We start from the raw sequence: 13,543 nt of genomic DNA, 5'->3' as shown, positions 1-13,543 counted from the left end.
TTTTCAGTCAGCGAGCCTTTGACGCCGATCATGCCAATTTTGAGCGTTTTGCGGAGCCATGGTTTATCGGCGGCAGCATCCGCAGCTGCGGCGGTTGATGGACGCATCATTGCCAAACCAGCGACCGAGGCCGCACCGAGTTGCAAGACTTGACGACGTTGAAACAGCGTTTGTTTTTTCATGGTGGGAATTCACTCGCAGAGCAAAGGTGGGATTCGGGGTGAAGGTCGCCGCCCATTGTAAACGCGTTTCGCCATCGAGCGGCGCGCGAACCGCAGGAAATCCGCTGCGAAATCGATTAACAGCTGACCGATGCCCGCTTTTCAGAACCATTCGCCAAGTGTAAGTGAGGGACCACCATCGGTACCGGTCCCTCGCTGACGCGTCGGGTTGGGACTTACGCCCGACGGCATAAACGCGAGCGGCGTTGGGTCCGTAGCGAAAGTCGCAGAGACTTTCGGCGATGTTGTTGGGGTGGACGTGAGCTGATGACAGGCTGGAAGCCTATCCCACATTGAGGCAGCGAAAGTCTTGACGACTTCCGCTTCTTAGGAGACGAAGCGGCGGATGCGGACAGCGGACGCTTGGCCTTGGGGGGTGACGTTCACGCTGATGAACTCGTCGCCTGCGGGGACGCCCGATTTCACGCACGCGTTGATCGGGCACGCGGGATCGAGGTTCTCGCAATTCAAAATTGGGAACAATTCGCCGCCAAGTGCATCGAGACTGGCGACAATCTCGACCATCGATCCACCGGCACCGAGATTTCCAAAATGCCCTTTGGCCGTGGTGACGGGGGGCTGATCCGCCGGAGGCCCAAAGACGTCCGCGATCGCTTCGGCTTCGTAACGATCCCCTTCAACGGTCCCCAGTCCATGAGCGTGGATGTGACCGATCGATCTCGGATCGGCCTTACCCAACGCCCCCTTCAACACGTTTCGCACCGCTTGGCGAATGAAATCTTCACCGGCGCCCGATCCAACCGCACTGCTGCTGAATCCGACGACTTCGCCGAGAATCGTGGCACCGCGAGCTTGGGCGTGTTCGAGCGATTCGCACATGATCGCGGCGGCGCCTTCGCCCACCACGCTACCGTCACGCGAAACATCAAACGGACGACTCATTTTTGACGGATCCTCGGTGTCGGCGGCAAGTTTTTCTTGCAGCGAAGCGTGCAGCGTACGCAGCGGATGGACGCGAGAACCGGTCGCACCGACGATCAAGGCGTCCGCGTGCCCTCGTTCGATCGTCGAGACGGCTTCGCCCAGCGCCGCACCCCCACTCGCTTCACGAACGGTGATCGAATTGTTGGGGCCACGCAGATTGTTGTAGATCGCAATATGGCTGGCTGGCATGTTCGGCAAGTACTTCAGCAACCACAACGGATTGACTTGCGGACGACCTTCGCCCCCCCACTTGTCAAAATCGAACGTGCCTTCGTCGTCCATACACTTCAAGATGCCTGCCGAAAATTCTTCGGGCAACGACATGATGTAATCGCAACCGTAGACCACGCCGACGCGTTCGGGATCACGTTTGTCTTCGCTCAATCCGGCATCGTGCAGTGCCAATTGAGCCACCGCGACGCCCATCTCGATTTCGCGGCACATCACTTTGCTGCCTTTGCGAATCGTCCGTTGCAGCGGTTTTTCCAGCGGACCATAGTTGGAAATGTCGCCGGTGAAATCGGTCGCTTCCGCACCATGGTCGACGCCGAGCACGCCTTGCGGCACTTGCGTGAATGGCCCAATGCCGCTTTTGCCTGCTCGCAAAGCCGACAACATTGCCGAAGATTCTATTCCGAGCGGACTGACGACACCACGGCCTGTGATGACAACGCGACGAGAGGGAGTTCTATCCATGGAAGGTCTACGACCGAAACCGGTCGGTTCACTGAGAGAGTCGAGAAACGCGTAGTTGCGTCAAAAAACAGGGAGAGCGAGACGCCATTCTAGCCAGATTCGGCGAATCGTTTCAGTAGGGGCAAAACAGAGCGTTTGGGGCAATGAATGGGAGATAGGCTTCCAGTCGGTCGAGGAGTCCTGTCGAGGAGCCTATGACAGGCTGGAAGCCTATTCCCACACAAATCACCCCGAAACTCTTGGCGAGTTTCTCTACTTAAAAACATGCTTTTTCGTCGGCCCTAGTACCGGCCACGATGGGGGGCATCAAACGGGATCGCGGTCGCCGTTCGTGGGGCGATCGGGTTGGTCGTCAGATTTTCCGACGCACGACCGCGGAATTCGACGAACATCAACGCGTCGGCGCGTCCCGAGGTATTCCCAGTTAACATGTCCAGATTCATGATCGACGATCCGCCCTGACGCTCGGGGCTGGCCACGACACCACACGACAGCAACAGGACCTTGTCCGATTCCCAGCGGAATCGTTCGTGCAATCGCCAACTGACGACCTGAGGCACGTCGATTTTTGTGCGATGCACTTGCTGGTTGCGAAGCGGCAACTCGAGCTCCACCGAATTAAATTTGTCGACTTGGTCGATCTCGGCCTTGATCATCACGTCAATGATGCTGTTGTTGGTCGTCAACAATGGACTAAGTGACAAACGATAACCTTCTTGGACTTCGCCGGTTTCCGGTTCGTATGGCGGCCATCCCTGCGGTGATTCGCGGACGTTTCGCACATAGTTGCGGCCGCGAGTTCGTGACAATTTTTCGGTTTGACCGTTGAAAATCGGTAAGTCGACGCCCTGAACTTCACGAGCATCCGTGCGTTGGCGAAGCATGTTCAAAACGACGGCCGCGTTTTCTTTGCTCAACAGCCATGCTTGAACGCCTGGCGAATCAACGGGAACGTGCGTCATCAACATGTGAGCACGAGCACGCCAATTGGGATTTCCCACCGTCATCAAACGCAGATGCAGCACTTGCGGTTGGATGTCGCCGGCAATGAACCGATCGACGATCCCCGCGACGACTTGATGGACCTCAGGGGTGTGATAGACCGACAATTCGTCCCGTGTCGCACTCATGAACCCGAACGGCTCGGTGAACCAGACATCGGTGCCGGTTTCTCGCAAAATCCAGTCGATCACGGCCTGCTCGGGCCGGTCATGCTGCGTCAAATAGCGTGTGTAAGCGCTCAAATCGTAGACGCGATGCTCCTGTCCCGCACTTCGCGGCAATTCGCCACCGCCGGTGACTTGGCCATTGGCTTGCGGTCGCGCTGCAGCCGGTTGGCGACTGGCAGGGTTCTGCTGCAGACTCGGGGGGGTGTCGCCCGCGGGTAACCCCATCCCCTGCGGCGGTGGTGCCTGTGCGTGGGCCACATTCATGTGACTGAGGGCAACAAGAGTGGCGCAAAACGCCCCAGCAATCAAAATTGGTCGCATCGATTCCATTCCTGGCCGATTTAGGAAACAAGTATTTGTTCCCTGGCTATACGACTTGAGTCGAATTGGTCGCAAGGTTGAAAAAAGGCCAAGTTTGCCTGAATGCCCCCGTTTTCATGGATCGGATACATGCTTATCGGGGGCGTTTCCTCACGTCGATGTTGCGGACGCTCGCGGCGATGTACGACGAATACCACCCGCTTAGCGTGAAGCTTCAGGGCAACGACCATGCTTGCCCCCCGGCCTGGCGAATCTTTTATGAATTAAAAATGCTAGCGGTTGTTGTTTCTGTGATCCGGGGATTAGAATTCCCACAAAACTCATCAACGCTTCGCGCTCCCTTAACACTTCGCGATTACCGGACGATTGTCTTGGAATTTTCAGCACTTACCGAATTAGTTTGTGGTCTCATTGGCGGACTTGGGATTTTCCTGCTGGGCATGAAAAACATGTCCGAGGGAATGCAAGCCGTTGCCGGCAGTAGTCTGCGAAAAATGATCGCGGCGGTAACGAACAACCGAATTTTCGCAACGATCGTCGGAGTCATCGTCACCTGCGTGGTCCAGTCCAGCTCGATCACGACCGTGATGGTGGTGGGGTTTGTCAACAGCGGTGTGATGGAGTTGTCGCAAGCGATCGGCGTGATCATGGGGGCCAATATCGGTACCACGATCACCGGTTGGATTCTGGTGTTGAAGATTGGCAAGTACGGTTTACCGGTTCTCGGTGGCGCCGCGTTCGTTTACCTCTTCTCACGCGGCGAACGGGCCCGATACTGGGCGATGGCGATCATGGGGGTCGGGATGGTCTTTTTCGGCTTGGAATTGATGAAGGACGCTTGTTCGATCATCAAACAATTGCCTGATTTCGAAGCGTGGTTCAAATCGTTCGAGGCAGATTCTTACATCGGTGTTTTGAAGTGTGCGTTCATCGGCTGTGTCCTAACCACATTGGTTCAGTCGTCGTCGGCGACGCTTGGCATCACGATCTCGTTGGCCTCGCAAGGCATTATCACTTACGAAACCGCCGCCGCGCTTGTGCTTGGCGAAAATATCGGGACCACGATCACGGCGTTTTTAGCCTCACTCGGAGCCACCACGAACGCTCGGCGAGCTGCCTATTTTCATGTCATTTTTAATATGTTTGGGGTGTTCTGGATCACTGCGATTTTCCGTTACTACATCGTGCTGGTTAAATGGCTGATGGTCGGCGACGTTGATGCCGAACTGATTATCGATGGCGAAACGACATTCCCCAATCGAACGGCTGCGATCGCGGCAACGCACACAATCTTTAATGTTGCGAACGTTCTGCTATTCCTGTTGTTCGTTCCGCAATTTGTCCGCTTACTGAATTGGATGGTTCCGTCCAAAGATTTCAAAGAGAAGCCTCGCTTGACCGATCTTGACATCCGGTTGCTGGAAACACCGCTGTTGGCAATCGAACAATCGCGTCGCGAGATCGAACGGATGGCCGATGGCTGTTCAAAGATGCTCGATTGGTTGGCCGAATTGATCCAGCAGGAGAATCCAGACAAAACGCTGGCCGATCGCTTGCGAAAACGGGAACAAGTACTTGATTCGATCCAAGATGAAATCGCGGTGTACGTCACCAATCTGCTCTCCAGCAATCTGCCGCACTCGGTCGCCGACGAAGCACGTCGTCAATTGCGAATGGCCGACGAATACGAATCGATTAGTGATTACATCGTCAACCTGGACAAATTCGACCGCAAGTTGCGACGCGATGGGCTGCGATTCTCCCCTGCACAAATCCAAGATTTAGTGCAATTAAACCAGATCGCTGCCGAGTACTTACGCGAAGTCAACGAGGCCTTCCACCAAGGCAACGACAACGTGATATTGAAGACCGATGCCGCCAACAAACGCGTGCGTACGAAAATCAAAATGCTCCGCAAAGCACATTTGGAAGAACTCTCCGGCGGCGAAATTCCGCCACTGGTCAGTGTCGCTTACCTTGCGGCGTTGAACGCGTTTGCCCGCGTCCGCGATCATTCGCAAAACATCGCCGAATCGATTCCCAGCGAGTAGGGAAGTCAAATTCGCAAGGGGGGGATTTCACCCGGCTGCCGTGAACGCGTCAACACAGAGCGTTGTGCAGCGAGTACATTAACGTACTCGCCGAACTCGTTTCTCTCCTACCCATGACGCCTGCCCATGTTTCGAATTTCCATTTGCGTTCTTGCCTTTCTCACTTGGACCTCCGCAGCGATTGTCGACGCCGCCGATAGCCAGCCCAAAACGGCTGGCTACAAAACCGCGAACGACATCATCTACCGCACTTCCGACGATGCTTCGATCAACGAGAAATGTCGTTTGGATGTCTACTATCCTGAAAACGCCCAAGACGCCGCCGCGATCGTTTGGTTTCACGGCGGGGGACTGACCGCTGGCAAACGAGAAATCCCCTCGTCGCTGAAAAAGAAAGGCGTGATCGTTGTCGGAGTCGATTACCGGCTCAGCCCCGATGTAACCGTGAATGATTGCATCGACGATGCCGCTGCGTCTGTCGCTTGGACATTCAACAACATCGAACAATATGGCGGATCCCGCGACAAGATTTTCGTGAGCGGTCATTCCGCGGGCGGCTATCTGACCAGCATGATTGGGATGGACAAAAAATGGCTCGCGGCACATCAGGTTGATGCCGACAAAATCGCAGGGCTGATCCCGTTTAGCGGCCATACCATCACTCACTTTACCGCTCGCAAAGAACAAGGGATCGGCGGCAAACAGCCGGTCATTGATGCCTTGGCTCCGCTGTTTCATGTTCGCAATGACTGTCCACCGCTGCTATTGATCACCGGTGACCGTGAACTCGAAATGCTCGGTCGTTACGAAGAGAACGCCTACATGTGGCGGATGATGCAAGTCGTCGGTCACCCGCAAACCACGCTGTACGAATTGGATGGCTTTGATCACGGCCAGATGGGCCAGCCTGCATTTCCACTGCTGCTGAAGTTCGTCAATTCGATCGCTAAAAATTAATTCGCTAACGGTAACGCCTCACCAGGAATCTGACATGCAACCGGAATCATCTCTAAAGCGTCGTGATCTGCTGACCTATGCCGCATTTGGAAGCGCGGTCTTGGCAACTGGATCGAACGCGATCGCAGCGCCCGCCGAGTCGACCAAGGACACCCCACCGCGACCGAAGTACGAGATGAAAAAGTCGATCAATCTGTGGGCGTTTCCGTATCCCGACAAGATGACGCTGCGGCAATGCATGCAGCTGGCCAAAGATGCCGGTTTCGACGGGATCGAATTGAACTACGACCTCGAAAGTGATCTGTCACCCAATTCGGATACAAAAGAGTTCACTGCGATACGCCAGATGGCAGACGAGATCGGGATCGCGATTAGCGGCGTTTGCTCGTTTCTGTTTTGGCCGTTTCCGCTGACCAGTAACGATCCAGCCGAACGGGCCCGCGGCATGGAATTAGCCAGCAAAATGACGCAGGCGGCTCACGACTTGGGGACCGAAAATCTGTTGGTCGTCCCAGGCGCCGTCCACATGCCGTGGCGTCCCGATCATGATCCAACGCCTAACGACGTTTGCGATCGACGGGCTCGCGAGGCAATCGGAAAACTATTGCCGCAAGCCGAGAAGCTGAATGTCTCTCTGAACATCGAGAACATCTTCTTCAATGGCTTCTTGATGTCTCCGATGGAAATGGTCGACTTTGTCGACAGCTTTTCCAGCAAACATGTGCAGGTGCATTTCGACACGGGGAACATTATGGAGTACCAATTCCCCGAGCACTGGATTCCGATCCTCGGCGACCGCATCAAAAACATCCACTTCAAAGAGTACACGAAAAAGGGGAGCGATCATTCTTTGGAAGCGTTTCGCCCGTTACTTGACGGAACGACCGATTGGCCCGCCGTGTTGGCTGCGTTGGAAAAAACCGGATACGACGGCTATCTGACGTTCGAGTACTTCCATCCCTACTCGCATTTTCCCGAAGCCCTGATCTATCAAACCGCCGATTCACTTGACCGCATGCTCGGTATCAAACAGGGCTAGCCGTCGTAGCGGACGTGGTCAAGCCTTTCGTTCCACGACGCATCCCCCCCCCCAAGAATTCTTGGCGAGTTTCGCTACGAAATCTTTCACCACGCTCCGTTGAGCAGCTAATACGGAATCAGCGGGTCAGATTTTATCAGCGGTTTACTTTGAGGGGGGGGGATTTTGTAGGTCGCGTCGCGCTGCATACCGCGACCTCTGCAACCACAACCAATCAATTCATTGATCGGCGTTCTAAGCTGGATATCTCGTTGAGCGGCAGGGTCCGACGCATTGCCCGCGACCTTACGGTCAACCGTTCACCGCTGCGATTTGCATTGCGCTTGCATCAATCGCTCGTCAAGCGTTGCCGCAGCATAGTCAGCGGTGGGCAAGTCATGATGATGTCCGCACCGCCAACAAAACACGTCCATCTTTTCTTGACTTTTTTTGAAGTTGAAGAAATTTGTTGAGGCGGCACTGCCCTCGTTATACGCATTGCTAGTACACAGCACCGGTCCGCAAGCGACAGGGCATCTTCACTTCCAAGAATGGACCCTCATTCTTTTCTGGTCACTTCGTGTTAACAAGGCAAACTTAATGGACTCAACTTCACGGCCCCGCGCGGGGTTCACCCTTGTCGAACTGCTCGTGGTAATTGCCATCATCGGCGTTTTGGTCGGGCTACTTCTACCCGCAGTACAAGCCGCTCGCGAAGCGGCTCGGCGGATGAGCTGCAGCAACAACTTCAAACAGATCGGGTTGGCTATCCACAACTACCACTCGGCGTACAACCAGTTGCCAATCCATGGCACCGGCTCGTTTGACTACGGTGTGACGTCATGGGCAAGCAGCAGCGCGTTCTCGTCCAACCGTAACTTGAGCATGTTGGTCGGGATACTTCCGTTCATGGAGGGGCAGGCACTGTATGACTCGATCAGCAATCCGAATTCCATTGTTGCCTCGACCGGAGCACAGCGATCCCCTGCTTGGCCAGCAATGGGGCCGACTCCCGACCAAGCGGATTACACCCCTTGGGTAACCAGTATTCCCATGCTTCGCTGTCCCAGCGATCCGGGGGACGGCGTTCCCGCTCTGGCTCGCACCAACTATGTTGCCTGCACCGGTGACTCCGCATTCCTGTCTGCGCAAGGCAATCGGCAAAGCAGCGGCTTGCCAGCCGATTCAACGGTGACCTTGCAAACCCAGGCTGCCCACCGAGGGGTGTTCGCTATGCAGCGAAAAATGGCTTTTCGCGATGTCTTGGACGGTCTGGCCAATACGATCTGCGCAGGCGAAATCGCGACCGATCTGGGTGACTACGACAAACGAACGATTGTTTGGGAGAAAGCAACGCATGACCTCAACACATCCGCTGCGGATTATTGTCAACAATACGTCAGCGCCGATCGGCCCCAGTTTTGGGGTGGCACCACATCGACCTCCGCACTGTATGGACGTGGTTATCGCTGGGCCGACGCCCGCCCTAACTATGGTCAATGCATGACGATCTTGCCGCCCAACCGCGAAATCTGTTTCCAAACCACCGCAGAGGACTCCGGCATCGCAACGATGTCCAGCCGTCATCAAGGCGGTTGCCATGTGCTGATGACGGATGGAGCTGTCAAATTTGTGACCGATTCAATTGAAGCCGGAAACTCGTCCGCATTTCCAGTCAATTACTCAGGCACCGCGGCCAACGGCAACTCGGCGGGATCGATGAGTCCGTATGGGTTGTGGGGCGCCTTGGGCACCCGTGCCGCCCGCGAAGTCGTTAGCGGCGACTTCTAAGCTCGTCTCGCGCTGATAAACAAAAAAAGCCCGCTCGAGTACTCGAGCGGGCTTTTCTCAATAAAGTCTTTCGTTTCACCGACTGGATCGCTTATTTCTTAGCCTGACGGCTAAACAGTCGTGTCGGTTCTTCGGTCGTGACTTCTTGCGACAATTTTTCACTTGAAAGCGTGGCTTTGAATCGCACGTTTTCATTGCCATCGGCCTTGGCGATGACCTTGTAATCCATGCGATCACCGGGCTGCATCGTCTTGATCGGTTCGAAGGTGACCGTCGAACCGTCCTGGTTGTGCTTGGTCGGCCCTTCAGCAGATTGGAACGTCAATCCTTCGGGAAGCTCGGCAACCACTTTGACTTTGTTGTCCGCCGCGTCGCCTTCGTTCCAAACTCGGATCATGTAGACCACTTCTTCGCCGTTAGAGACGGGATCTTCGTCGTCAATGACCAATAACTGCATCGCAGGCAATCGCACGATCCTGGCTTCCGCCATCGCCATCGACGTGGCTCGCGCCTTGGCCTTGGCTTGATCTTCCGCACCCTCTACGGCACAAACATAGGTTGCAACGACCTTGGTCGGCAATTTGTCGATGTCACCAGCACGCAGTGCGTAATCAAACGTGGCGGTTTGGCCTGCTTCCAATCGGTCGATGGTGATGATGTCCTCGTTCATCTCCATGGCGATCTTTTGGTTGTCCGAATCGTGGTTACCAGATTCGTTGCTCTTCGATTTCGTCTTCGTATCACTGTCGTTTGTCGATTTATCCTTTGGGGCCTTTTCGGACTTCTGGTTCTTTGCCGGAGTCGGTTCGCCCTGGTTGGACTTCTTGCTCTGCTTGTCCTGTTTCGCGATCGAAGTATCGCTCATGTCCAATAATCGAGATTGGTTGGGCCACAGCACGCGAACTTGAACGTCCTCGGCTACCGCATTTCCAGTATTGGTGATACTGGCGGTGAACTCAGCCATTTGATCGCCATACAAACGATTCGGACCATCAAGGTTGACGGCCAAGTCGGCGGTGATCACTTTGGTGCTGGTTTCTTTACTGCGAGATTTCAAGTCGCTTTTTTGGGCTTTGGCAACGGCACGACTCGAGAACGTTCCCGCTTTATGAGCGTAAACGCGTGCAACAAACTTACGAGTGTCGCCAGCTTTCAAACCGTCGACTTGGAATTCCAATTCGCTGTTGCCTTCGATCGTGGCCAGTCCATCGCCCAACGAATCGCTGACAATGAAGGGGCCGACGTCGCCGGAACCACCGTTTTTCACCGCATATTCAAGCTCAATCACGTCACAGCGATTCGCTTTTTCGGGGGCCGTTTTGGTCAGCTCGAGTTGAGGCTTGACCACCTTGCTCGACAAACACAACGCAGGGGTATAGCTGGCGATCTCAAGACAACTGCGAAGTTCGCCCTCTTCGTCGGCCGACGCCGTCACTTCGAGCGTCCGGCTTTGACCAGGGTTCAACATTGCGATCTTCATGCTATCGCCCGAGGTCGACGTTTTTTCAGTGGTCGTCTTTTTTGATTTGTCTTTGTTCTGTTTCTTGGCGTCTGCACCTTTCACTGATACCGACTCGATGCTCAAGCCCTTTGCTTTACGTTGCTTCAGTTCGATGTCATGCAAGACAACATTGTCCGATGCATTGGTGACCTCGACTGTATACGTGAACGATTCGCCCACCCGCGTTTCTTCGGGCATCGACGCACGAAGCGTCAACAATCCATCGCCTGTCGTGATCGTTTCATCGGCGTGTGCATTGCCCGGAGTGACACAAATCGCGGCAGCGACCAGCATCGTAAAGAGAGGTGTTGTTTTTAACCAACGTGACATTGTAATACCTTTAATTGGACTGGAGGGAAAAAGGGAAGAGCCGCACTTTCGACTCCACATCACCACATCTGTGTTCAGCTGAAAGAATTGTGGATACCTCCCGTGGGTCGCAACTGGCGCGCCGAAAGGGTTGTTGATTTTGAGACGAACCAACAAGAATCGGGATTCACTTCACCATTTCGCCGCGATACCCCTGCTATAGCAAACCAAAACTCCAATTTGAAAAAGTCCGCCGCTCGCACCGGAGGTGCTTCGAGATGAAGGCGGTTTAACGAGGGACACAACTCGTTTGATTGCTCGTCGCCCAGCGTGGTGGTTCATCCACAACCGCACGTTCCAGGGGAGAGGCTGATTTCGTGAGCCGTTTTGCCGCTCGGCATGGTTTCGTCACCATCTAACCGGAACTAGCGCCCAACCGGAACGCTCTGAAGCATTTTCTGGTAGCTACCTTCGCCAGAAGGTGGAGATTCGCAATGGACACCAACAATCCACGCTCTAGCGAGCGTAGCTACGAAACGAAAATGCTGTGATTTGCAGTTGAAATCGTTCACGGCGTTAGGGTAGCGCCTGGGAACGAGGACGAGATTTTATGATCTGCGAAACCAATTTGCGTCGTCGTTTCGGGTATAGTGAAAACCGTGATAGCTAAATCCCGCGAGCGTCCACCGGGTCACTCGTCCCGCCCGGCTTTCCCACCTGCCCGCCCGCTCCTTCGAAATCGGAACGCAATCATGCGACATCTCGCTTCCCCTGTTCTGCACGCGTTAGGCATTGCGATCCTGATGCTGGCCAATCAAGCCCTGGCCGCCGATCCGCTGCACTTTATCGACACCAGCTTCGAGAACGCTTCGCCACTGGATTGGGAAGTCTTAGCCGATGGCACGGTCCGCATCGATCTGATCTACGACCACGAGCGAGATTCGCCCAATCGAGCGGCAGGACATTGGCACTTTCGCGTCGATGCGGAACCCGGCAGCGAACTGACACTGCTACTAAACCATTTTTCCAATGTCTGGAACGGTCGCTCGGCGTTGGCATGTTCCGACGCGACGATCGGATTCATCAGCCCCGATGGAAAGCAATGGCAATCGATCGAAACAGAGTTTATCAAGGAGACGGGGCAACTGCGTTTCAGCGTGACGATCCCGCTCAGTGGCAGCTTGTGGGTGGCTCGGTTGCCGCCCTATCGCATCAGCGATTTGAACCGCTTGCTTGATGAGATCGTGAAGCATCCGCTGGTAGAAATCACCCCGATCGGCGAAACCGTCCAGAGACGTCCGCTCGAGATCGTGCGAATCGGCCGCGATGATGCACCGAATCGCGTCTTCATCCGCGCCCGTGCCCATCCCTGGGAACCGGGGGGCAATTGGGTCGTCGAGGGCATGATGCGTCATTTGCTGAAAACGCACGACGATCAAAGTGCGACCTACTTGGACCGATATTGCGTTTATATCATGCCGATGGCTAACAAGGACGGTGTCGCGATGGGGCGAACTCGGTTCAATGTGTTCGGCAAAGATCTGAACCGCGACTGGAACTCCCCACCGGATGAAACGCTTTGTCCTGAGAACGCCGCCCTTGAAAAATGGCTAACGGGAATGCTCGACTCAGGCCGTCGGCCGCATCTAGCACTGGAGATGCACAATGACGAAAGCGGCAAATTGCATCTCAGTCGTCCCGACGACACCCAGCTCGACGCCTATCTGATCCGCATGAATCGCCTGGAATCGTTGCTCGTCGAAAAAACGTGGTTCCGCGAAGGGGCAACCGATCCAACGTTTCATAATTCGGGGACGCTTGGCGAAGGTTGGCTGTCGCGTTTCGGCATCGACGCGGTGATTCACGAGTTAAATGCGAATTGGATCGAAGGACTGCAGTCGCGGCCTTCCGCCGAGCACTGGATGATGTACGGGCAGCAACTTTGCGAGGTGCTGGATGCCTATTTTAAAGCAGCCGATTGATCTTCGTCTCTGCTAATTCGCAGCCTGCAAACGCGAAGCCACCTCTCCCGAGCGCAGCTCGGGAGAGGTCGGACGGGCCCTTTAGGCCTCGTCCGGGTGAGGGCCGACCGAGCAAGGAAATCGCGGCAAGCAGATGTCGGTGGGATGACCCGTACGAGCAAGCCTGAGACAAGCCCTCACCCGAGCATCGCTGAAGGCTCTGCTCGACCTCTCCCTAAACTGCGTTTTGGGAGAGGTGGCAGGTTACACGGCACCTCGCCCGAGCGCAGCTTGGGAAGAGGTCGGACGGGCACTTTAGGCCTCGTCCGGGTGAGGGCCGACCGAGCAAGGAAATCGCGGCAAGCAGATGTCGGTGGGATGACCCGTGCGAGCAAGCCTGAGACAAGCCCCTCACCCGAGCATCGCTGAAGTCTCTGCTCGACCTCTCCCTAAACTGCGTTTTCCGCAGAGGTGGCAGTCAACGAGTCACTTCGCCGCACCGCTAATGGAGAAGTCTGACGCGGGAACAGCTCAGTTTGCGACAAACTGAATGATCCGAGCCGCATTGCCGCTGCTGCGTGTTGTGTCCGCGATTTTCAGCTC

At 55.2% G+C, this 13,543-nt stretch carries 8 protein-coding genes and 1 pseudogene; 5 read left to right on the top strand and 4 right to left on the bottom strand.

Features of this window, described 5'->3' with window-relative positions:
* The 3 genes and pseudogenes from ABX962_RS15820 to ABX962_RS15810 all read right to left on the bottom strand — a co-directional run.
* A pseudogene (locus ABX962_RS15820) lies at window positions 1–182 on the bottom strand (sugar phosphate isomerase/epimerase); the annotation flags it as partial.
* 366 nt (window positions 183–548) lie between these two features.
* Complete coding sequence (locus ABX962_RS15815) at window positions 549–1,862, bottom strand: beta-ketoacyl synthase (RefSeq protein ID WP_372721024.1); 1,314 nt, start codon at window positions 1,860–1,862, stop codon at window positions 549–551.
* Window positions 1,863–2,143: 281 nt separating this feature from the next.
* Window positions 2,144–3,295 carry a hypothetical protein gene (locus tag ABX962_RS15810; RefSeq protein ID WP_372721023.1) on the bottom strand — a complete coding sequence of 384 codons (1,152 nt, stop codon included), beginning with the start codon at window positions 3,293–3,295 and terminating at the stop codon, window positions 2,144–2,146.
* 497 nt (window positions 3,296–3,792) lie between these two features.
* Here ABX962_RS15810 and ABX962_RS15805 point away from each other — a divergent pair, with 497 nt between their 5' ends.
* From ABX962_RS15805 to ABX962_RS15790, 4 genes are all read left to right on the top strand, one after another.
* Complete coding sequence (locus tag ABX962_RS15805) at window positions 3,793–5,403, top strand: Na/Pi cotransporter family protein (protein ID WP_372721025.1); 1,611 nt, start codon at window positions 3,793–3,795, stop codon at window positions 5,401–5,403.
* A gap of 126 nt (window positions 5,404–5,529) precedes the next feature.
* On the top strand, window positions 5,530–6,360 hold the full coding sequence (locus tag ABX962_RS15800) for an alpha/beta hydrolase (protein ID WP_372721022.1): 831 nt from the start codon (window positions 5,530–5,532) through the stop codon (window positions 6,358–6,360).
* Between the two features lie 34 nt (window positions 6,361–6,394).
* Window positions 6,395–7,399 (top strand): sugar phosphate isomerase/epimerase family protein, encoded by a 1,005-nt coding sequence (locus tag ABX962_RS15795; RefSeq protein ID WP_372721021.1) that lies wholly within the window; start codon window positions 6,395–6,397, stop codon window positions 7,397–7,399.
* 579 nt (window positions 7,400–7,978) lie between these two features.
* Complete coding sequence (locus tag ABX962_RS15790) at window positions 7,979–9,169, top strand: DUF1559 domain-containing protein (RefSeq protein ID WP_372721020.1); 1,191 nt, start codon at window positions 7,979–7,981, stop codon at window positions 9,167–9,169.
* Window positions 9,170–9,260: 91 nt separating this feature from the next.
* Here the strand turns inward: ABX962_RS15790 and ABX962_RS15785 are convergent, their stop codons facing one another.
* Complete coding sequence (locus ABX962_RS15785; protein ID WP_372721019.1) at window positions 9,261–11,000, bottom strand: DUF11 domain-containing protein; 1,740 nt, start codon at window positions 10,998–11,000, stop codon at window positions 9,261–9,263.
* Window positions 11,001–11,731: 731 nt separating this feature from the next.
* Here ABX962_RS15785 and ABX962_RS15780 point away from each other — a divergent pair.
* Window positions 11,732–12,961, top strand: coding sequence for a M14 family zinc carboxypeptidase (locus ABX962_RS15780; RefSeq protein WP_372721018.1), 1,230 nt, complete (start codon window positions 11,732–11,734; stop codon window positions 12,959–12,961).
* The last annotated feature ends 582 nt before the right edge of the window (window positions 12,962–13,543 follow it).

This window comes from Novipirellula sp., assembly GCF_041583735.1.
Taxonomy (GTDB): Bacteria; Planctomycetota; Planctomycetia; order Pirellulales; family Pirellulaceae; genus Novipirellula.
Note: the sequence above shows the minus strand (reverse complement) of the source record. Positions and strands in the feature narration are given on the sequence as shown.